This is a genomic window from Paraburkholderia sp. PREW-6R (genome assembly GCF_039621805.1).
In the GTDB taxonomy this organism is placed as follows: domain Bacteria; phylum Pseudomonadota; class Gammaproteobacteria; order Burkholderiales; family Burkholderiaceae; genus Paraburkholderia.
Map to the genome: position 1 here is coordinate 85496 of NZ_CP155076.1, position 24337 is coordinate 109832.

Sequence of the window (24337 nt, forward strand, 5' to 3'; positions counted from 1 at the left end):
AGGCGCTTCTCTGTCGGTCGTGGTGTTCACGCCTTCATATCTGCTCATTCCGTGCAGTCAGTCGCATGGAACATTTATCCATAAATCCACGATGTATCCGGTGGACGCAGCTTGGGCGACCGCGGGCTTGGCTGTGCTGGCCCGTCGACTCGGTCGACACCTTTGTCGACCATACATGAGAGGAACGGCTTTCCAAGCTGATCTTTCCCGTGAAGAGGGCTGGTAACCCTAACTTTCATTGAACGAAAGGTATCGAGATGAACAAGAACCTGTACCAGCTTGTTTTCAGCAGGAAGCACGGGATGCTGGTGGCGGTGGGCGAGGATGTGACGGTCGACGGCAAGGCGGCCGGCGCACGCATGGGCGCGGGGCTGGGCGCGGTCAGAACCCGCCTGCTGGCGCTCACGCCATTTGCCCTCGCGGCCTGGCTGGTGGGCGGGGGGCAGGCTGCGCTGGCGCAGAGTCTGCCTACCGGGGCACAGGTGGTGACCGGTCAGGCCACGATCAGCTCGAGCAGCAGCCAGAACATGATCATCACCCAGGGCTCGCAGCGCGGGGTGATCAGCTGGAATTCGTTCAATATCGGTCAGGGCAGCACGGTCCAGTTCGTGCAGCCCAACGCCCAGTCGCAGACGCTGAACCGCGTGATTGGTGGCACCACCAGCACGATTCTCGGGCACCTGCTGGCCAATGGCCAGGTGCTGCTGCAGAACCCCAATGGCGTGATTTTCGGGCGCGGTGCGGTGGTGGATGTGGGGTCGCTCCTTGCCACCACCAAGCAGGTGTCGGCCACCGACTTCATGGCGGGCAATGCGCTGAAGCTGACCGGTAGCGGCACCAGCGCCGCGGTGCGCAATGACGGCAGCATCACGGCGGGCCCCGGTGGCTATGTGGTGCTGATGGGCGACCAGGTGCATAACAGCGGCAGCATCCGCGCCGACAATGGCCACGTGGTGCTCGCCGCAGGTGACACGGCGGTGGTGAGTCTGGCCAATGGCCAGGGCGTGCAGCTGAACCTGACGGGCGCCAGTGCGCAGGCGCTGGTGGACAGCAGCGGGCAGATCCAGGCCGCTAACGGCACGGTGCAGCTGAGCGCGCGCGGCGCCAATACGCTGCTGCAGACAGTGATCAACCTCTCGGGCGTGGTGGCCGCAGGCTCCGGCGCGGTGGTGCTCGATGGCGGCACGACCGGCGACGTGGTGATGACGGGCGCCATTGACGTGGCGGGCAGGGCTGCGGGCACGAAGGGTGGCACGGTGGTGCTCTCGGGCGACCGCGTGGGGCTCTTTGGCAATGCCTCGATTGACGCCTCGGGTGATGCCGCAGGTGGCCAGGTCATCATCGGGGGCGACAACCTCCACAAGATCCCGGGTAGCGCTGCCGCGGGCATGGTCGGCGAGATTGGCCTCGCGAACTATACGCAGGTCGATGCGGGCGCAACGGTCAGCATGGGTTCGGCGCATGGCGACGGCGGCTTTGTGGAAACCTCCGGCCATAACCTGAACGTCAACGGCAATGTCACCGGCGCTGCCCCGAATGGTAAATACGGTGAGTGGCTGATCGACCCGACCGATGTAACCGTGAGTTCCGCCGCCGATAGCGGATATAACGGCAATCTGACCGGCGGCTTCAGCACCGGCAATGCAAGCAGTGCGAACGTCAATATCGGGACGTTGCAGAATGCGCTTAATTCGTCCAATGTGACCATCACAACCTCGGGCGCAGGCGCTGGCGCCGGGGACGTGGCATTCAATGGGTGGCTGCTCGGCACCGGGTCAGCAACTATGCTGACCATCCACGCCGATAACAACTTTACCATCAATGCGAACGGTGCCATCGGCCTTTCGAATGGCCTGAATGGCCTGAACATCACCGCAAACAACATTTCCATCCTCGGGTTTCTGGACGCGCGCCCGTCATCGTTGCCTACCACGCTCACCGCGAACAACAGCTTCTACGTGGGCCCATACGCGCCAAGCGGTGGTGTTAATGCCGGCGCGGGCTACCAGATCGGCGTTGTCAATCTCTTCGGAGCTTCATCGGCGACAATCAGTGCGCCCACCATCGTCATCAATGGAAGGGTGGGCGGATCGAATGCCACAGGAGGGTCTTACACGGTCGGGACGATCAATTCATCGAACGTGACCGTGAACAATGGTGGCACGCTCGGCGTCGGCAACCTGAATGTAACGGGCAACCTGCTCGTCGCGTCGGGAGGCACGCTGACCTCGGTCGCTAACGGTCAGGCTGGTGCGCTTAACATCTCGGGCGGTGCGAATATTACCCTCGCTGGCAACGTCTCCAGCGGTGCCCAGAACATGACCATTGCCGGCGCGGGTGTTGCGCTGGGCAACGTCACGGCGGGGAATCTGTCGACGACGGCGACCGGCGGCAGCATCACTGAACTTGCCGGCTCCGCGCTCAACGTAAGCGGCGCGAGCAACCTGAATGCCACCCAGGGCAGCGTGATCCTGGCCAATGCGAACAACAGCTTCGGTGGTCTGGTCAACGCGCTGGCGAACAGCGCCAATGGCACGGTAAGCATTGCAGATCACGGCAATCTTGCGCTAGGTAATATCAGCGCGTCAAACGTCACGCTGGTGAGTGGCGCCAATATCACCCAGGGCGCCGGTTCAGCAGTGACCGGAACAGGCGCTGCCAATGGATCGGTGACGCTTGCAGCCAATGGCAGCATCACGCTCAATGGCAGTATCACGAGCACGGCCGGCGCGATGGATGTCAACCTGCTGGCCGATCAGGGCGCAGCAGGCAGGGGCTCCGTGACGCTGAACAACGCAACCGTCAATACCGGTGGCGGAAGCCTGAACATCTCGGCCAATACCACGAACACGCTTAGCAGCGCCATCTTCCTTAACGGCAGCCAGACCAGCGTGACGGCCAATGGCGGCACGCTGACGGGGGTGGCCGGCGGTGATGGCACGGCAAACCAGTATGACGGTATCGAGATTGTCAATGCGACCATCGCTCAGACTGGTCCGGGCACCCTGAACTTCAACGGTACCAGCAACACCGGTAACGGCTTTGCGCTGGGCACGGACTCCGGCTACGGAATCGTCAACGGCATGGGCTCGATCGTCCAGTCAGGCAACGGAACGATCAACATCAATGCGCGTAATGCGAGCACAAACAGCGCAGCGCTGATCGTGTCCGGTGGCTCGATCCAGCAGTCGGGGGCGGGCGCCATCAACCTGAACCAGAACTCGACGGCGGGTGCTGTCAATGCAGCCGTATTTATCGGTTCGAACGTCGGCCCGTCGGTCGGAAACTCAACGATCGCGCAGACAGGCAACGGCACCATCACGATCAATGGCTTGAGCACTGTGGGGGCGGGCCTGGCTATTGAGCCCTACGCCACTATCTCGCAAAGCGGCTCGGGTGCCATCATGATCAATGGTACCTCGACGACGGCGACAGGGCCTGGGGTCAGCCAGGTAGGCGGCCTGATTTCCCAGACCGGCAATGGCTCGATGAGCCTGAACGGCCAGTCGGCAGGTGGAGCCGCGGTGTCGCTTACCGGGGGCAATCTCTCGCAGGGCGGCTCTGGCGTTCTGAACATCACGGGTGTGGCGACATCGTCGGGCACCGGACTGTCCGTGGCCGGCGGCACCCTCGTGCAAAGCGGTAACGGCACACTGAACATGAACGGCACCAGTGCGAGCGGTACACCGATCGTGCTGAATGGCAGTTCGACCGTCAACTTCAATGCCACCGGTTCGCTGGGCATCAGCAGTGGCGATGCGCTGACGCTGGGAAATATCAGGGCGGCAAACATTTCTGCTACCAGCGCGGGCAATCTGTCGCTTACCGGGCAGCTTAACTCGTCGAGCGACCTGCTGCTTGCTTCGACCGCAGGTGCGATCTCCGGTACGCCCGCCACCCTGACCGCGCCGGGCAACATTACGCTGTCGCAGGGCACTAACCAGACGCTTTCTGCGCCGAATATCAGTGCCGGCGGCAACGTCTCGCTCACCGGCGGCGGCAATGTCACGCTGGCCAATGTAACGGGTAGCAGTCTCGCTGTGACTTCGGTCAATGGTAGTGTCGGGCAGCTGGCCGCGTCGAAGATCAACGTGAGCGGCGTGAGCAACCTGACTGCCACCCAGGGCAGCGTGATCCTGGCCAATGCGAACAACAGCTTCGGTGGTCTGGTCAACGCGCTGGCGAACAGCACCAGCGGTACGGTGAACATCACCGGCATGGGTAACCTGACACTGGGCAACATCACGGGCGGCAACATTGCGCTGGATTCGGTGGCGGGGCAGCTGCTGGGTGCACTGGGCAACCTGAGCGCAACGAACAGTGTGAGCCTGACGCAAGGCGCGAATGCGACGCTGGTGGCGCCGAACATCACGGCCAACAGCGTGACGCTCGCAAGCGGGGGCAACGTCTCGCTGAACAACATCAGCGCGGCCAGCCTGTCGGCCACCTCCACCTCGGGCAGCATCGTGGAAGCAGCGGGCGCGCTGGTGAACGTGACGGGCGCGAGCAGCCTGAACGCGGGTGCGGGCAACGTGATCGTGAACAGCGCGAACAACACGTTTGGCGGTGCGATCAGTGCGACTGCGGCGCAGCCCTCGGGCGTGATCAACGTGACGGGTCTGGGCAACCTGACGCTGGGCAACGTGTCGGGCGGGGCGCTGACGCTGGGCACGGGCAATGGCTCGATCGGCCAGACGGCGGGGTCGGTGGTGAACGTGAGCGGGGCAAGCAGTCTCACCGCCACCCAGGGCAGCGTGATCCTCGCCAATGCGAACAACAGCTTCGGTGGTCTGGTCAACGCGCTGGCGAACAGCACCAGCGGTACGGTGAACATCACCGGCATGGGTAACCTGACACTCGGTAACATCACGGGCGGCAACATTGCGCTGGATTCGGGCAACGGGCAGCTGCTGGGCGCACTGGGTAACCTGAGCGCGCCGAACGGGACAGTGAGCCTCACCCAGGGCGCGAATGCGACGCTGGTGGCGCCAAATGTGACGGCGGCCGACGTGACGCTGGTGAGCGGCGGCAACGTGTCGCTGGCCACGGTCACCGCCACGAACAGCATCGTGGCTGACGCGATCAACGGGCAGATCCTAGGTGCGAATGCCTCGATTGCGGCAAATTCGGTGAACCTGACGCAGGGCGCGAATGCGACGCTGGTGGCGCCGAACATCACGGCCAACAGCGTGACGCTCGCAAGCGGGGGCAACGTCTCGCTGAACAACATCAACGCGGCCAGCCTGTCGGCCACCTCCACCTCGGGCAGCATCGTGGAAGCAGCGGGCGCGCTGGTGAACGTGACGGGCGCGAGCAGCCTGAACGCGGGTGCGGGCAACGTGATCGTGAACAGCGCGAACAACACGTTTGGCGGTGCGATCGATGCGAGCGCGGCGCAGCCCTCGGGCGTGATCGACGTGACGGGTCTGGGCAACCTGACGCTGGGCAACGTGTCGGGCGGGGCGCTGACGCTGGGCACGGGCAATGGCTCGATCGGCCAGACGGCGGGGTCGGTGGTGAACGTGAGCGGGGCAAGCAGTCTCACCGCCACCCAGGGCAGCGTGATCCTCGCCAATGCGAACAACAGCTTCGGTGGTCTGGTCAACGCGCTGGCGAACAGCACCAGCGGTACGGTGAACATCACCGGCATGGGTAACCTGACACTGGGCAACATCACGGGCGGCAACATTGCGCTGGATTCGGTGGCGGGGCAGCTGCTGGGTGCACTGGGCAACCTGAGCGCAACGAACAGTGTGAGCCTGACGCAAGGCGCGAATGCGACGCTGGTGGCGCCGAACATCACGGCCAACAGCGTGACGCTCGCAAGCGGGGGCAACGTCTCGCTGAACAACATCAGCGCGGCCAGCCTGTCGGCCACCTCCACGTCGGGCAGCATCGTGGAAGCGGCGGGCGCGCTGGTGAACGTGACGGGCGCGAGCAGCCTGAACGCGGGTGCGGGCAACGTGATCGTGAACAACGCGAACAACACGTTTGGCGGTGCGATCAGTGCGACGGCGGCAAAGCCCGCGGGCGTGATCAACATCACGGGTCTGGGCAACCTGACGCTGGGCAACGTGTCGGGCGGGGCGCTGACGCTGGGCACGGGCAATGGCTCGATTGGCCAGACGGCGGGGTCGGTGGTGAACGTGAGCGGGGCAAGCAGTCTCACCGCCACCCAGGGCAGCGTGATCCTGGCCAATGCGAACAACAGCTTCGGTGGTCTGGTCAACGCGCTGGCGAACAGCACCAGCGGTACGGTGAACATCACCGGTCTGGGTAACCTGACACTGGGCAACATCAGCTCAGGGGCGCTGACGGCGAATTCGACCTCGGGCAGCATCGTTGAAGCGGCGGGCGCGCTGGTGAACGTGACGGGCGCAAGCAGCCTGAACGCGGGTGCGGGCAACGTGATCGTGAACAGCGCGAACAACACGTTTGGCGGTGCGATCAGCGCGAGCGCGGCGCAGCCCTCGGGTGTGATCAACGTGACGGGTCTTGGCAACCTGACGCTGGGCAACGTGTCGGGCGGGGCGCTGACGCTGGGCACGGGCAATGGCTCGATCGGCCAGACGGCGGGGTCGGTGGTGAACGTGAGCGGGGCAAGCAGTCTCACCGCCACCCAGGGCAGCGTGATCCTGGCCAATGCGAACAACAGCTTCGGTGGTCTGGTCAACGCGCTGGCGAACAGTACCAACGGTACGGTGAACATCACCGGTCTGGGTAACCTGACACTGGGCAACATCAGCTCAGGGGCGCTGACGGCGAATTCGACCGCGGGCAGCATCGTGGAAGCGGCGGGCGCGCTGGTGAACGTGACGGGCGCAAGCAGCCTGAACGCGGGTGCGGGCAACGTGATCGTGAACAGCGCGAACAACACGTTTGGCGGTGCGATCAGTGCGACTGCGGCAAAGCCTTCGGGTGTGATCAACGTGACGGGTCTGGGCAACCTGACGCTGGGCAACGTGTCGGGCGGGGTGCTCACGCTGGGCACGGGCAATGGCTCGATCGGCCAGACGGCGGGGTCGGTGGTGAACGTGAGCGGGGCGAGCAGTCTCACGGCCACCCAGGGCAGCGTGATCCTGGCCAATGCGAACAACAGCTTCGGTGGTCTGGTCAACGCGCTGGCGAACAGCACCAGCGGTACGGTGAACATCACCGGCATGGGTAACCTGACGCTCGGTAACATCACGGGCGGCAACATTGCGCTGGACTCGGTCTCGGGCTACCTGAACGGGCTGGCGTCGACCATCACCGCACCGGGCAGCGTGAGCCTGACGCAAGGCGCGAATGCGACGCTGGTGGCGCCGAACATCACGGCCAACAGCGTGACGCTCGCAAGCGGGGGCAACGTCTCGCTGAACAACATCAGCGCGGCCAGCCTGTCGGCCACCTCCACGTCGGGCAGCATCGTTGAAGCAGCGGGCGCGCTGGTGAACGTGACGGGCGCGAGCAGCCTGAACGCGGGTGCGGGCAACGTGATCGTGAACAGCGCGAACAACACGTTTGGCGGTGCGATCGATGCGAGCGCGGCGCAGCCCTCGGGCGTGATCGACGTGACGGGTCTGGGCAACCTGACGCTGGGCAACGTGTCGGGCGGGGCGCTGACGCTGGGCACGGGCAATGGCTCGATCGGCCAGACGGCGGGGTCGGTGGTGAACGTGAGCGGGGCAAGCAGTCTCACCGCCACCCAGGGCAGCGTGATCCTCGCCAATGCGAACAACAGCTTCGGTGGTCTGGTCAACGCGCTGGCGAACAGCACCAGCGGTACGGTGAACATCACCGGCATGGGCAACCTGACACTGGGCAACATCAGCTCAGGGGCGCTGACAGCGAATTCGACCTCGGGCAGCATCGTGGAAGCAGCGGGCGCGCTGGTGAACGTGACGGGCGCGAGCAGCCTGAACGCGGGCGCGGGCAACGTGATCGTGAACAGCGCGAACAACACGTTTGGCGGTGCGATCAGTGCGACTGCGGCGCAGCCCTCGGGCGTGATCAACGTGACGGGTCTGGGCAACCTGACGCTGGGCAACGTGTCGGGCGGGGCGCTGACGCTGGGCACGGGCAATGGCTCGATCGGCCAGACGGCGGGGTCGGTGGTGAACGTGAGCGGGGCAAGCAGTCTCACGGCCACCCAGGGCAGCGTGATCCTCGCCAATGCGAACAACAGCTTCGGTGGTCTGGTCAACGCGCTGGCGAACAGCACCAGCGGTACGGTGAACATCACCGGCATGGGTAACCTGACGCTCGGTAACATCACGGGCGGCAACATTGCGCTGGATTCGGTGGCGGGGCAGCTGCTGGGTGCACTGGGCAACCTGAGCGCAACGAACAGTGTGAGCCTGACGCAAGGCGCGAATGCGACGCTGGTGGCGCCGAACATCACGGCCAACAGCGTGACGCTCGCAAGCGGGGGCAACGTCTCGCTGAACAACATCAGCGCGGCCAGCCTGTCGGCCACCTCCACGTCGGGCAGCATCGTTGAAGCAGCGGGCGCGCTGGTGAACGTGACGGGCGCGAGCAGCCTGAACGCGGGTGCGGGCAACGTGATCGTGAACAGCGCGAACAACACGTTTGGCGGTGCGATCAGTGCGACCGCGGCGCAGCCCTCGGGTGTGATCAACGTGACAGGTCTGGGCAACCTGACGCTGGGCAACGTGTCGGGCGGGGCGCTGACGCTGGGCACGGGCAATGGCTCGATCGGCCAGACGGCGGGGTCGGTGGTGAACGTGAGCGGGGCAAGCAGTCTCACCGCCACCCAGGGCAGCGTGATCCTGGCCAATGCGAACAACAGCTTCGGTGGTCTGGTCAACGCGCTGGCGAACAGCACCAGCGGTACGGTGAACATCACCGGCATGGGTAACCTGACACTCGGTAACATCACGGGCGGCAACATTGCGCTGGATTCGGGCAACGGGCAGCTGCTGGGCGCACTGGGTAACCTGAGCGCGCCGAACGGGACAGTGAGCCTCACCCAGGGCGCGAATGTGACGCTGGTGGCGCCGAACATCACGGCCAACAGCGTGACGCTCGCAAGCGGGGGCAACGTCTCGCTGAACAACATCAGCGCGGCCAGCCTGTCGGCCACCTCCACCTCGGGCAGCATCGTGGAAGCAGCGGGCGCGCTGGTGAACGTGACGGGCGCGAGCAGCCTGAACGCGGGTGCGGGCAACGTGATCGTGAACAGCGCGAACAACACGTTTGGCGGTGCGATCAGCGCGAGCGCGGCGCAGCCCTCGGGTGTGATCAACGTGACGGGTCTGGGCAACCTGACGCTGGGCAACGTGTCGGGCGGGGCGCTGACGCTGGGCACGGGCAATGGCTCGATCGGCCAGACGGCGGGGTCGGTGGTGAACGTGAGCGGGGCAAGCAGTCTCACCGCCACCCAGGGCAGCGTGATCCTGGCCAATGCGAACAACAGCTTCGGTGGTCTGGTCAACGCGCTGGCGAACAGCACCAGCGGTACGGTGAACATCACCGGCATGGGTAACCTGACACTCGGTAACATCACGGGCGGCAACATTGCGCTGGATTCGGGCAACGGGCAGCTGCTGGGCGCACTGGGTAACCTGAGCGCGCCGAACGGGACAGTGAGCCTCACCCAGGGCGCGAATGCGACGCTGGTGGCGCCGAATGTGACGGCGGCCGACGTGACGCTGGTGAGCGGCGGCAACGTGTCGCTGGCCACGGTCACCGCCACGAACAGCATCGTGGCTGACGCGATCAACGGGCAGATCCTGGGTGCGAATGCCTCGATTGCGGCAAATTCGGTGAACCTGACGCAGGGCGCGAATGCGACGCTGGTGGCGCCGAACATCACGGCCAACAGCGTGACGCTCGCAAGCGGGGGCAACGTCTCGCTGAACAACATCAACGCGGCCAGCCTGTCGGCCACCTCCACCTCGGGCAGCATCGTGGAAGCAGCGGGCGCGCTGGTGAACGTGACGGGCGCGAGCAGCCTGAACGCGGGCGCGGGCAACGTGATCGTGAACAGCGCGAACAACACGTTTGGCGGTGCGATCAGTGCGAGCGCGGCGCAGCCCTCGGGTGTGATCAACGTGACGGGTCTGGGCAACCTGACGCTGGGCAACGTGTCGGGCGGGGCGCTGACGCTGGGCACGGGCAATGGCTCGATCGGCCAGACGGCGGGGTCGGTGGTGAACGTGAGCGGGGCAAGCAGTCTCACCGCCACCCAGGGCAGCGTGATCCTGGCCAATGCGAACAACAGCTTCGGTGGTCTGGTCAACGCGCTGGCGAACAGCACCAGCGGTACGGTGAACATCACCGGCATGGGTAACCTGACGCTCGGTAACATCACGGGCGGCAACATTGCGCTGGATTCGGGCAACGGGCAGCTGCTGGGCGCACTGGGTAACCTGAGCGCGCCGAACGGGACAGTGAGCCTCACCCAGGGCGCGAATGCGACGCTGGTGGCGCCGAACATCACGGCCAACAGCGTGACGCTCGCAAGCGGGGGCAACGTCTCGCTGAACAACATCAGCGCGGCCAGCCTGTCGGCCACCTCCACCTCGGGCAGCATCGTTGAAGCAGCGGGCGCGCTGGTGAACGTGACGGGCGCGAGCAGCCTGAACGCGGGTGCGGGCAACGTGATCGTGAACAGCGCGAACAACACGTTTGGCGGTGCGATCGATGCGACTGCGGCGCAGCCCTCGGGCGTGATCGACGTGACGGGTCTGGGCAACCTGACGCTGGGCAACGTGTCGGGCGGGGCGCTGACGCTGGGCACGGGCAATGGCTCGATCGGCCAGACGGCGGGGTCGGTGGTGAACGTGAGCGGGGCAAGCAGTCTCACCGCCACCCAGGGCAGCGTGATCCTGGCCAATGCGAACAACAGCTTCGGTGGTCTGGTCAACGCGCTGGCGAACAGCACCAGCGGTACGGTGAACATCACCGGCATGGGTAACCTGACGCTCGGTAACATCACGGGCGGCAACATTGCGCTGGATTCGGGCAACGGGCAGCTGCTGGGCGCACTGGGTAACCTGAGCGCGCCGAACGGGACAGTGAGCCTCACCCAGGGCGCGAATGCGACGCTGGTGGCGCCGAACATCACGGCCAACAGCGTGACGCTCGCAAGCGGGGGCAACGTCTCGCTGAACAACATCAGCGCGGCCAGCCTGTCGGCCACCTCCACCTCGGGCAGCATCGTGGAAGCAGCGGGCGCGCTGGTGAACGTGACGGGCGCAAGCAGCCTGAACGCGGGTGCGGGCAACGTGATCGTGAACAGCGCGAACAACACGTTTGGCGGTGCGATCGATGCGAGCGCGGCGCAGCCCTCGGGCGTGATCAACGTGACGGGTCTGGGCAACCTGACGCTGGGCAACGTGTCGGGCGGGGTGCTCACGCTGGGCACGGGCAATGGCTCGATCGGCCAGACAGCGGGGTCGGTGGTGAACGTGAGCGGGGCGAGCAGTCTCACCGCCACCCAGGGCAGCGTGATCCTGGCCAATGCGAACAACAGCTTCGGTGGTCTGGTCAACGCGCTGGCGAACAGCACCAGCGGTACGGTGAACATCACCGCTCTGGGCAACCTGACACTGGGCAACATCAGCTCAGGGGCGCTGACAGCGAATTCGACCGCGGGCAGCATCGTGGAAGCGGCGGGCGCGCTGGTGAACGTGACGGGCGCAAGCAGCCTGAACGCGGGTGCGGGCAACGTGATCGTGAACAGCGCGAACAACACGTTTGGCGGTGCGATCAGTGCGACTGCGGCAAAGCCTTCGGGTGTGATCAACGTGACGGGTCTGGGCAACCTGACGCTGGGCAACGTGTCGGGCGGGGTGCTCACGCTGGGCACGGGCAATGGCTCGATCGGCCAGACGGCGGGGTCGGTGGTGAACGTGAGCGGGGCGAGCAGTCTCACCGCCACCCAGGGCAGCGTGATCCTCGCCAATGCGAACAACAGCTTCGGTGGTCTGGTCAACGCGCTGGCGAACAGCACCAGCGGTACGGTGAACATCACCGGCATGGGTAACCTGACGCTCGGTAACATCACGGGCGGCAACATTGCGCTGGACTCGGTCTCGGGCCACCTGAACGGGCTGGCGTCGACCATCACCGCACCGGGCAGCGTGAACCTGACGCAGGGCGCGAATGCGACGCTGGTGGCGCCGAACATCACGGCCAACAGCGTGACGCTCGCAAGCGGGGGCAACGTCTCGCTGAACAACATCAGCGCGGCCAGCCTGTCGGCCACCTCCACCTCGGGCAGCATCGTGGAAGCAGCGGGCGCGCTGGTGAACGTGACGGGCGCGAGCAGCCTGAACGCGGGTGCGGGCAACGTGATCGTGAACAGCGCGAACAACACGTTTGGCGGTGCGATCGATGCGACTGCGGCGCAGCCCTCGGGCGTGATCGACGTGACGGGTCTGGGCAACCTGACGCTGGGCAACGTGTCGGGCGGGGCGCTCACGCTGGGCACGGGCAATGGCTCGATCGGCCAGACGGCGGGGTCGGTGGTGAACGTGAGCGGGGCAAGCAGTCTCACCGCCACCCAGGGCAGCGTGATCCTCGCCAATGCGAACAACAGCTTCGGTGGTCTGGTCAACGCGCTGGCGAACAGCACCAGCGGTACGGTGAACATCACCGGCATGGGTAACCTGACGCTCGGTAACATCACGGGCGGCAACATTGCGCTGGATTCGGGCAACGGGCAGCTGCTGGGCGCACTGGGTAACCTGAGCGCGCCGAACGGGACAGTGAGCCTCACCCAGGGCGCGAATGCGACGCTGGTGGCGCCGAACATCACGGCCAACAGCGTGACGCTCGCAAGCGGGGGCAACGTCTCGCTGAACAACCTCAGTGCGGCGAATCTGTCGGCCACCTCCACCTCGGGCAGCATCGTGGAAGCAGCGGGCGCGCTGGTGAACGTGACGGGCGCAAGCAGCCTGAACGCGGGTGCGGGCAACGTGATCGTGAACAGCGCGAACAACACGTTTGGCGGTGCGATCGATGCGAGCGCGGCGCAGCCCTCGGGCGTGATCAACGTGACGGGTCTGGGCAACCTGACGCTGGGCAACGTGTCGGGCGGGGTGCTCACGCTGGGCACGGGCAATGGCTCGATCGGCCAGACAGCGGGGTCGGTGGTGAACGTGAGCGGGGCGAGCAGTCTCACCGCCACCCAGGGCAGCGTGATCCTGGCCAATGCGAACAACAGCTTCGGTGGTCTGGTCAACGCGCTGGCGAACAGCACCAGCGGTACGGTGAACATCACCGCTCTGGGCAACCTGACGCTCGGTAACATCACGGGCGGCAACATTGCGCTGGACTCGGTCTCGGGCTACCTGAACGGGCTGGCGTCGACCATCACCGCACCGGGCAGCGTGAACCTGACGCAGGGCGCGAATGCGACGCTGGTGGCGCCGAACATCACGGCCAACAGCGTGACGCTCGCAAGCGGGGGCAACGTCTCGCTGAACAACATCAGCGCGGCCAGCCTGTCGGCCACCTCCACCTCGGGCAGCATCGTGGAAGCAGCGGGCGCGCTGGTGAACGTGACGGGCGCGAGCAGCCTGAACGCGGGTGCGGGCAACGTGATCGTGAACAGCGCGAACAACACGTTTGGCGGTGCGATCAGTGCGACCGCGGCGCAGCCCTCGGGTGTGATCAACGTGACGGGTCTGGGCAACCTGACGCTGGGCAACGTGTCGGGCGGGGCGCTGACGCTGGGCACGGGCAATGGCTCGATCGGCCAGACGGCGGGGTCGGTGGTGAACGTGAGCGGGGCAAGCAGTCTCACCGCCACCCAGGGCAGCGTGATCCTCGCCAATGCGAACAACAGCTTCGGTGGTCTGGTCAACGCGCTGGCGAACAGCACCAGCGGTACGGTGAACATCACCGGCATGGGTAACCTGACGCTCGGTAACATCACGGGCGGCAACATTGCGCTGGACTCGGTCTCGGGCTACCTGAACGGGCTGGCGTCGACCATCACCGCACCGGGCAGCGTGAACCTGACGCAGGGCGCGAATGCGACGCTGGTGGCGCCGAACATCACGGCCAACAGCGTGACGCTCGCAAGCGGGGGCAACGTCTCGCTGAACAACATCAGCGCGGCCAGCCTGTCGGCCACCTCCACCTCGGGCAGCATCGTGGAAGCAGCGGGCGCGCTGGTGAACGTGACGGGCGCGAGCAGCCTGAACGCGGGTGCGGGCAACGTGATCGTGAACAGCGCGAACAACACGTTTGGCGGTGCGATCAGTGCGACTGCGGCGCAGCCCTCGGGCGTGATCAACGTGACGGGTCTGGGCAACCTGACGCTGGGCAACGTGTCGGGCGGGGCGCTGACGCTGGGCGCGGGCAATGGCTCGATCGGCCAGACGGCGGGGTCGGTGGTGAACGTGAGCGGGGCAAGCAGTCTTACGGCCACCCAGGGCAGCGTGATCCTGGCCAATGCGAACAACAGCTTCGGTGGTCTGGTCAACGCGCTGGCGAACAGCACCAGCGGTACGGTGAACATCACCGGCATGGGTAACCTGACACTGGGCAACATCACGGGCGGCAACATTGCGCTGGATTCGGGCAACGGGCAGCTGCTGGGCGCACTGGGTAACCTGAGCGCGCCGAACGGGACAGTGAGCCTCACCCAGGGCGCGAATGCGACGCTGGTGGCGCCAAATGTGACGGCGGCCGACGTGACGCTGGTGAGCGGCGGCAACGTGTCGCTGGCCACGGTCACCGCCACGAACAGCATCGTGGCTGACGCGATCAACGGGCAGATCCTGGGTGCGAATGCCTCGATTGCGGCAAATTCGGTGAACCTGACGCAGGGCGCGAATGCGACGCTGGTGGCGCCGAACATCACGGCCAACAGCGTGACGCTCGCAAGCGGGGGCAACGTCTCGCTGAACAACATCAGCGCGGCCAGCCTGTCGGCCACCTCCACCTCGGGCAGCATCGTGGAAGCAGCGGGCGCGCTGGTGAACGTGACGGGCGCGAGCAGCCTGAACGCGGGCGCGGGCAACGTGATCGTGAACAGCGCGAACAACACGTTTGGCGGTGCGATCAGTGCGACCGCGGCGCAGCCCTCGGGTGTGATCAACGTGACGGGTCTGGGCAACCTGACGCTGGGCAACGTGTCGGGCGGGGCGCTGACGCTGGGCACGGGCAATGGCTCGATCGGCCAGACGGCGGGGTCGGTGGTGAACGTGAGCGGGGCAAGCAGTCTCACCGCCACCCAGGGCAGCGTGATCCTGGCCAATGCGAACAACAGCTTCGGCGGTCTGGTCAACGCGCTGGCGAACAGCACCAGCGGTACGGTGAACATCACCGGCATGGGTAACCTGACGCTCGGTAACATCACGGGCGGAAACATTGCGCTGGATTCGGTCTCGGGCTACCTGAACGGGCTGGCGTCGACCATCACCGCACCGGGCAGCGTGAACCTGACGCAAGGCGCAAACGCGACCTTCGTTGCACCGAATATCAGCGCCGGCGGTAATGTGGCGCTGGCAAGCGGGGGCAACCTGACGCTGGCCAACGTGAGCGGCAGCAGCCTGAACGCGAGCGCCACGAGCGGCAGCATCGGGCAGCTGGGTAACGCAACGGTCAATGTAAGCGGCCCGAGCAACCTGAACGCCACGCAGGGCAACGTGATCCTCGCCAATGCGAACAACAGCTTCGGCGGTGTGGTCAACGCAGTGGCGAACAACCCGAACGGTACGGTGAACATCACAGGCCTGAACAACCTGTCCTTGGGCAACGTGAGTGGCGGCAATATCACCGCGCAAAGTGCGAACCTCACGGCGCTCGGCAATGTCACGGGTGTGAACACGACGCTGATTGGTACGGCCAGCGTGACGACCGCGCCCACAAGCAACGTGACGGGCACACAGAATCTCACCATCATCGGACCGAACCTGAACATCGGTGGGAACGTCGGCAGCAACACGACGACGGGCAACACGACGCTGCTGGGCACGAACATCACGATCCCGGGCAATGTCACGGGTGGCAACACCACGGTGGTATCCAATGGCACGCTGAACACGCTCGCCGGCAGCACGCTCTCGGGTAACCAGAGCCTGAACATCACGGTGCCGAACGCGACGATCGCGGGTAACGCCAGCAGCAACGGCAACACCACGATCTCGGGCAACACGACGACGGTGGCCGCAGGCGGCAACGTGACGGGCAACAACGTGACGGTGACCGACACGGGCAACTTCACGTCGGCGGCCAACAGCACGGTGCTGGGCAACACGAGCACGAACATCACGGCCGCGAACCTGAACATCGCCGGCAACGTGGGCAGCAACACGACGACTGGCAACACGACGCTTGCGGGCAGCAACGTGACGGTGTCGGGCGATGTGACCGGTGGCAACACGACGCTGGTGGCCGGTACGTCGCTGGACACGACGCCGGGCAGCACGCTCTCGGGTAACCAGAGCCTGAACATCACGGCGCCGAACGCGACGATCGCGGGTAACGCCAGCAGCAACGGCAACACCACGATCTCGGGCAACACGACGACGGTAGCCGCAGGTGGCAACGTGACGGGCAACAACGTGACGGTGACCGATACGGGCAACTTCACGTCGGCGGCCAACAGCACGGTGCGGGGCAACACGAGCACGAACATCACGGCGCCGAACCTGAACATCGCCGGTAACGTGGGCAGCAACACGACGACTGGCAACACGACGCTTGCGGGCAGCAACGTGACGGTGTCGGGCGATGTGACCGGTGGCAACACGACGCTGGTGGCCGGTACGTCGCTGGACACGACGCCGGGCAGCACGCTCTCGGGTAACCAGAGCCTGAACATCACGGCGCCGAACGCGACGATCGCGGGTAACGCCAGCAGCAACGGCAACACCACGATCTCGGGCAACACGACGACGGTGGCCGCAGGTGGCAACGTGACGGGCAACAACGTGACGGTGACCGATACGGGCAACTTCACGTCGGCGGCCAACAGCACGGTGGCAGGCAACACGAGCACGAACATCACGGCCGCGAACCTGAACATCGCCGGCAACGTGGGCAGCAACACAAGCACGGGTAACACGACGCTGAACACCACGGGCAACACCACCATCGGTTCGGGTGGCAATGTCAGCGGCAATAACGTGACGTCGAACAGCGGCGGTGATTTCAACTCGGCCGCCAACAGCACGGTGCTGGGCAACACGAGCACGAACATCACGGCAGCGAACCTGAACATCGCCGGTAACGTGAGCAGCAACACGAGCACGGGTAACACGACGCTGAACACCACGGGCAACACCACCATCGGTTCGGGTGGCGATGTCAGCGGCAATAACGTGACGTCGAACAGCGGCGGTGATTTCAACTCGGACGCCAACAGCACGGTGGCAGGCAACACGAGCACGAACATTACGGCGGCGAACCTGAACATCTCGGGCAACGTGGGCAGCAACACGAGCACGGGTAACACGACACTGAACACCACGGGCAACACCACCATCGGTTCGGGTGGCGATGTCAGCGGCAATAACGTGACGTCGAACAGCGATGGCAACTTCACGTCGTCATCGAACAGCACGGTGGCAGGCAACACGAGCACGAACATTACAGCCGCGAACCTGAACATCTCGGGTAACGTGAGCAGCAATGGCACGACGACGCTCACGGGCGGTACCGTGAACACGGACGCCGGCAGCATGCTTGCGGGTCATCCGCTGATCATCAACTCCTCGGGCGGATGCCTGGAGGGTACGGTGATCGGCCTGACAGGCAGCGCGTCAACGTGTGGTGCAAGCTCGGGTGCGAGCTCTGGCGGCAGCACGGGCGGCGCTTCAGCCACGGGCACGGGCGCGACCATCGACGGTGGCGGTAGCGGAGGCACCGCCGGTGGCATCGGGCTGGCTGCGCTGGGTGTCGCGGGCATGGGCTTCCTCGCGTTCCACAATGGTGGTGAGCTGTGGGATGGTGCAATGCAGGTGGACGGCACACCGCCGGTAGGCGCTGACACGGAGCTGACGTTTGAGGCCCAGTTTGACCGGGCGGGCGACACGGTGCGGCTGCTGGGCGACGGTCAGTACGGACACGGCTTCGGGCAGCCGATGAAGCTGGTGGACAGCAGCAATGGCGCGAAGCGCTATCGCTACGAGTCGGCCGACGGCAGCCGCAAGGCGGAGTTCGTGTTCAACCCGCAGACGCACAGTGTGTTCTACACCGAGCAGGTGGGTGAGGCGGGTGCACCGGCGCAGTCAGTGCAGCAGTACCGGCTGAGCGCGCACGGCTGGGCCCGGGTGCACGGCACGCAAAGCGCACAGGCCGCGCCTGCGAAGTAAGCGCCTGATGTTGCACTCCGCGCGACCCGGCCCGATCGTTTCTTCGTTGAGCACGATAGTGATGGTTTCCCAGAGTTCGACGGATCAAGGGAGATTGTGCCCAAGATGGCTATCGTGGGCACGATCGTTCCGGCTATCCAGGTTTTCTCGGTTTAGAATGTGGGTGGCCGATGAGGGAGTGTTTGTCAGCTCTACCCAGGCAGTAATTTCCTGATGCGCAAGATCTTCTATCAAAGATGCGACCCGTTTTCCACGTCGGCACGCAAGTGGAATTCGTGAGCCTGCAGGGGCTGCCCAACTAATTGTGCGGGCCCAATTAGCCACTGATGTTGGAGCGGAAGGCAGATAGTTTTGCGTCCAAGCGCGACGCAGCACAAGGCTGCTGCGGCAAGCGCGTTGCTGATCTTCAATAGACCAGACTGAATCTGGCAGTGGTCGGGTTCTTTTGCTGATGCGCGTTGCCCGGAGGGCGTAGCGCGAGGCGGTAACGCGCGCGACGAACCGCAAGCAGTCCGCCATGACTCAGGAACAGAAAGTCATTTGCGCCAAGGTCCGCATGCTCGAACTGGCCCGGCAACTGGAAAACGTCAGTCAGGTTTCCCGTGTTCTGCGCAAACTTGAAGGGCAAGATCGCGCGTACGAGCGGATATCTGCGCTACAGCTTCCGGGTGCCACGGTTTCAATGCTCAAGAAAGCAGGACTTCATAGCCGACTGCGGCGTGTGCGGTGAGCGTATCTGACTGTGGTTGCGCGACGTCGTCAACATCCGAGTGCACGGCACTAGCAAATGGGTTCAAAGTCGAGGTGTTGCAATTAGTGGCTGCGTCGTCCGCCACTGCCGGCACCTTACTTGGGACGATCGGTCACAACGGACACTACGTGACATCAGCACCCGAAGCCAGAGTCGCTGTACGCGAGCCGGAGTGAAGCACACCGCTGCAGCGCCGGTTGCCCGTTTAACACACGTTCTGCCGCGCACAGGAGGTATGCGCATGGCACCACAACTCGAATGACTGACTGAGTTGTCAGGCAGCACAACCTGCTGAACTTGACGGCACAGATTGCGCACCTCGGCCAGATGGCTGCAGAACACGCGCTTCGCTATCTTGACTTCCTCGAACAGGTGCTGGCTGATGAGGTGATGGCACGTTCGGAGTGAACGGGCCCGGATGCTGATCCGGCACAATTGGTGATGATGCGCTGTCGCTTATGAGACGAAGCCTCGGCTTGATCAGGCAGGTCCAACTTCGTAATAAGCTGTCCCACCTTGCGTTCGTGCGCTCCTTAATTGGCTTCGTTCTGCAACCATAGTTGCTGTCGTCTTTTCGGTGTCCAGATCACTGGAGTTGCCCCTGTAACTCAGGACACGCGAACACCGTTAGGTTGATGACGCCGCAGCGCGCCTGAACTCGCGAGGCGAGCGGTATTTCAGGGCTTTGTGCGGGTGACGCTCGTTGTAATGTTCAAACGCAATAGCCAGACGCGAGAGCGCCGTTGGCGCGTCGGGCTTGTCCATATAGGCGACGTAATTGTGCTTCATGGTCTTCACGAACGACTCGGCCATGCCGTTGCTCTGCGGCGAACGCACAGGCGTGGTCAGCGGTTCCAGGCCCAGCTCGCGTGCAAAGCGGCGTGTGCGATGGTCGATATAAGCCGAGCCGTTGTCCGTCAGCCATTCGATGGAGCGCGCCGTTTGTGTGGTGCCGAAGCGCTGTTCGACGGCAGTCAGCATCACGTCGCGCACCACGTCGCCGCTATGCCCGCCGGTCGTCGCTGCCCAGCTAATCGCTTCCCGGTCGCAGCAGTCCAGCGCGAATGTCACGCGCAATGGCGTGCCGTCATCGCACCGGAACTCGAAGCCATCGGAGCACCAACGAGTATTGCTCTGGTCAACGGCCACACGGCCGTCGTGCCGCCGCTTATCTCGACGCACGCCGGGACGGCGCAGCAGCAACTGATGCTCGCGCATCACGCGGTAGACACGCTTGTGGTTGATGCACGGCGCACCGACCAACTCGCGACTGCGTCGCAGGAGCGCCCAAATACGCCGATAGCCATAGGTCGGCAAGTGCCCCACATGAGCCCGAATTTCCTCGACCAGTTCCGTGTCGTCGGCCCGCTTGGCACGGCGACCATCTTGCCAATCGGACGAGCGAGACTGTTTCACCGCCATACCAGAGCGCGCCACGCCGAGAACTTCGCAGACCGTTTTCAATGGTCGTCCCCCGGCAACAAGGGCGAGCGCGCAATCAGGTTTTTTGAGCGGCCCCACTCGACGGCCTCTTTCAGGATTTCGACTTCCATCGTCTTCTTTCCGAGAAGCCGCTGCAGCTCCTTGATTTCCTTGATGGCGGCGGCCAGCTCCGATGCAGGCACAACGGTTTCGCCCGCTTGCACTGCCGCCAGGCTGCCTTCCTGGTATTGCTTGCGCCAGCCGAAGACCTGGTTCGGGTTCACGCCGTGCCGCCGCGCTACGGCTGATACCGATGCGCCCGGCGCCAGCGTTTCCTGCACGATGGCGATTTTTTCCTGGGCCGTGCGCCGCCGACGACGCTCCGGCTCGGTCAGAATTTCGATGGGTTCCACGTAATGACTAGGCTTATTGATAGGCACAAGACTATCCCTCATTTTAAGAGAGTTCTTGTGTCCTCAGATACGTGGGGCCGCTCCAATCAGCGTGAACATATATCGTTCGCAAGCGGGCACAAAGCCCATTGGCCTCTAAAGCAGTATTTAGCTCAAGCGTTCGCAAAAAGTGATGATAGCAAAGCTATATGCGGGGTGAAAGACCAGGTAAGATTGTAACTATCAAACTGGGTGCATACCGCGTGCAAGATTCGGAATCGGTCGGAAGCTTGCGCTGTCGCAGGCGACCCCTAAATATCGTGAAAGTGCAGCGCATGAATTGCTTACAGAATTCGGATATTGTGGTTCGATAGTATTTAGTGACCAGCTGAGACATCTCTTCCAAGGTTTTTATCTGTCGCGCAAATGCTTCATCCTTATTATGTCAGCGCTACTAACAAAGCGCTGCTGATGGGAGGATCGATCTCGGCGAAGGTGTGCGCGCCTCGTTCCGACTTCCTGGAACTCTGCGCCTGGGATACCTTCAGGTAGAACCACATCGTGAAGGATGGCCGCTGCGCTTTTCCGTTACCGCGGCTTCGCGGCGTATTTCCAGGGCAGCTCGAATACTTTTTTCGTTTCATATGGATGGTGATCATTCACAAAAACAGTGCGCGTGGTACGATCTTTTCCTAGGATGTAGTGTTAATGAAAGAAATGGGCCGCTTACTGTCGACGTACCGCTCTAGTGCCGACAGAATCACAACCACTACCATATAAGAATAATTTGCGCCGCTGCGTTTAAAACCTGACCGGGGAGATGTGATGGAAACACTGAAAATACTTGTGATTGAGGAGAGCGCGGCTTTTAGGGATTTCATTATGTCGGCCGTCGCGCAGATCGATCTTACTCCCGTGGCGCCGCCGCTCGTCGAGCATGCATCGACCAAGGCGCAACTGCTGCAGCAACTCTCAGCCGACCCGCACCGCTTCGATATGGTCGTTTGCCATTGGGAAGCGTTGTTTAACGACGACACCGAATCGTTTGCCGCTACCAAGGCACGATTTCCGCAGGTTGCGTTCGTTTGCAATTCAGCCAGTAACAGTCTGAATGTTCCACGACGCGTGCTAAAAGCGGGCGCCGCGGGTTTTTTTCGCCGGGATTGTCCAGGTGAGATGGTGCGCAATGTTATTGGTCTTGTGCTTGGTGGAGAAGCTTTCGCTTTGCCTGACCATCTGAGGTAGTTCCGCGAGGTGATCCAGCCGCTGGCGGGGCGGCAGGGCTGGCGCCTCCGTTTAGCAGCCTCTCTCACCTCGGTTTCGGCCCTAACCGCGTCAGCCATTTGATTAGTAAAGCAAATAAATAAAATTTCGCCTCGCTGGCATTCGCCAAGATCACCTGATCTTACCCGGACTTAAGGGGGCGCGGGTCAGCCCATGGCTGGGACTTTCGAGCGTAAAATTAAAGTACGATTGTGCTTTTTAAAGCATCGCGTCCTTAAAATGGCTTAAGTAAAAAATACGTAGCGTTTACTATATTTGAAAATATTTGCTTTTATCCCATAATACGGCTGCGTAGGCTGGCTGCTCTCATATCAGGCACAGGTGGATAATCGTGACGACCATAACCCGACATGAACGTTTTGAGCTTAATGGACAGTGGATTTTTGATGAGATGACCGGGAGTATCGGTCGGACCGACGATCCATGTCTTGCAGTCTGCCTCAAGCCTATCGATGCGCGAATTCTTGGCGTTCTGGTACGCAACCCCTTGTACACTTTTTCCAGACAGCGCCTGTTCGACGAAGGATGGCGGTGTTACGGGTTTGAAGTTTGTGAAAACAGTCTCAACCAGGTCATCTGCTCGCTTCGGGCGAGTTTTGCGCGTTTGGGGCCACTGGCTCCTACGATCAGGACGGTACCGCGCATCGGTTACTGTCTGGTCGCAGATGTGACACACGAGGCTTCGGTTCCTGCCGGTGCTTCAACCCCTGCGTTCTCTTTGCCGCAGCATGCTGCTTCCGGCATGCCGGCGGCTTGCAAGCCGCAGCTAGCGGCGCGCGAACTGTTTGACATTGTCTCTGAGCAGGAGTGGCGCCGCGCTTTGCGCAATCGCCGGCCGCTTTCGCTGCTGATGGTTGGCCTCCACAGCCAGGGTGGCTTTGTTGATGCCGCTGGCATGACCCCGGTCATCGAAGAGGTTATTACTTCGAGAATTCATCGCGCGGGCGACTTTGCTGCCCATTACTCCGCCAGCGAATATGCAGTTTTGCTGCCCGAGACGGACTGGCAGGGGAGCGCCTGCGTAGCTCGAGATATTCAGACAACGGTAACTGGTCGCACCCATGGTCGCGTACCTGGGACCGCGCCACAGCCAGTGGTGGCAGTTGGCCAGGCATGCACTGCGCAGCGTCGATATGAAAACCGTGAAGCATGGACCGAGGCAGCACGGCAGGCTCTGCGCACCGCTCTCGATAGCGCGGTGACCCGTCCTTCGCTGTTTGCGGTAGCTGCCTGACGCGTCGTGATCATCGGTGGTCCTTTGCTCGCTGCCATCCAATGTCAGTGCACAAGTAGAGCACGGTGTTCAGGGTCGTATTGGCAGTCTGCCCGTCCGGCCGACTTGTGGGTTGAAAGTCGGACAGGTTAGTCGCTATCCAGGACAGGATCTGCCTCGTATCGCGCCTTGATCAAAGTCTGACTAGCTGGTTTTTCACCGCATCACCCGCTGCGTCGGCAATGCCTCATAACGTGGTATCGGTCTATTTTGCCCCAACTGTCCCTGGCCTTTCCGAGATCCGGCTATAGCATTTAGCCTGGGCGGTCATCACTTGACCGGCTATTCCAGAGTTTCGACCACTGCGGTTATCCTGGCCACCTTGCCCAGGACAACCGGCCAAAGCCAGGTGCCGCGTTTGCCGCTTCGCTTCGTCATCAAGGGCGCCATATCCAGCTGTTCCGCTGCCTGCGGCAAACAAGTTCAGCGGAGCTGCGGAAGAAGCAGTTTGCTACAACACTACTGGCATGGATGTGCCGTGCTCCCCCCGGGTTTATACGTCATCGTGCGAGAACGCAAGACCGGTTTGGGTGTGCTTTCAATAGATATTGTCGGAGACATCATGCCTGGCTGTCGTATCTGGCAGCAAAGGCTGTCTCGCAGGCGCGAATTGGTATGGTCAAGGAGCAAATTATTGGACAGAACCGGGTGGAGATGCCGCGGTGGATTCAGACAGTCGGGCTCAGCCAGTCGATGATGCAACGGGTTGTCGGAATCGTACCGGATAACGGTAGTTCATTTACGCATGCGGGGGCTTCCGTTGTAGCGCCTACGAACGCATTCTTCCCGATGACCTTGCATAGGCGTTTCCGAGCAATATGGGCGGCAACTGTTGATCCCGCCGGTGTATTGTAGAGATCGCCGTTGCTCGCCATCACGAATCCGCTGATTGGCATCCTTTTGTCAGAGTGGCTCGAGCTCTCACTGCAAGTCGGGT

Annotated in this window: 5 protein-coding genes; 4 read left to right on the forward strand and 1 reads right to left on the reverse strand. The window is 63.1% G+C overall.

The annotated features are described in order from the left end of the window. The first annotated feature begins 257 nt into the window (after positions 1 to 257). Positions 258 to 18278: an S-layer family protein gene (locus AAGS40_RS29730; RefSeq protein WP_345817794.1), complete on the forward strand. Its 18021-nt coding sequence runs from the start codon at positions 258 to 260 to the stop codon at positions 18276 to 18278. Between the two features lie 517 nt (positions 18279 to 18795). Further along, positions 18796 to 19008: a hypothetical protein gene (locus AAGS40_RS29735; RefSeq protein WP_345817795.1), complete on the forward strand. Its 213-nt coding sequence runs from the start codon at positions 18796 to 18798 to the stop codon at positions 19006 to 19008. A 648-nt stretch (positions 19009 to 19656) separates the two neighbouring features. On the opposite strand, the gene AAGS40_RS29740 is transcribed toward AAGS40_RS29735, so the two are convergent. Then, positions 19657 to 20906 (reverse strand): IS3 family transposase gene (locus AAGS40_RS29740; RefSeq protein WP_345817796.1). Its coding sequence is split into 2 segments (ribosomal slippage): positions 19657 to 20540 and positions 20540 to 20906, totalling 1251 coding nucleotides; the frame shifts between segments, so codons are not numbered across the junction. Between the two features lie 762 nt (positions 20907 to 21668). Between AAGS40_RS29740 and AAGS40_RS29745 the strand changes: the two genes are divergently transcribed. Together AAGS40_RS29745 and AAGS40_RS29750 are read left to right on the forward strand one after the other, a co-directional pair. Next, positions 21669 to 22088 (forward strand): hypothetical protein, encoded by a 420-nt coding sequence (locus AAGS40_RS29745; RefSeq protein ID WP_345817797.1) that lies wholly within the window; start codon positions 21669 to 21671, stop codon positions 22086 to 22088. Positions 22089 to 22458: 370 nt separating this feature from the next. After that, positions 22459 to 23361, forward strand: a complete 903-nt coding sequence (locus tag AAGS40_RS29750; RefSeq protein ID WP_345817798.1) for a winged helix-turn-helix domain-containing protein — start codon at positions 22459 to 22461, stop codon at positions 23359 to 23361. Positions 23362 to 24337 lie beyond the last annotated feature (976 nt).

Excerpts from the sequence above, each read along its gene's own strand:
- AAGS40_RS29735 (WP_345817795.1), top strand. The coding sequence starts at position 18,796 with ATGACTCAGGAACAGAAAGTCATTTGCGCCAAGGTCCGCATGCTCGAA.
- AAGS40_RS29745 (WP_345817797.1), top strand. The coding sequence starts at position 21,669 with ATGGAAACACTGAAAATACTTGTGATTGAGGAGAGCGCGGCTTTTAGG.
- AAGS40_RS29730 (WP_345817794.1), top strand. The coding sequence starts at position 258 with ATGAACAAGAACCTGTACCAGCTTGTTTTCAGCAGGAAGCACGGGATG.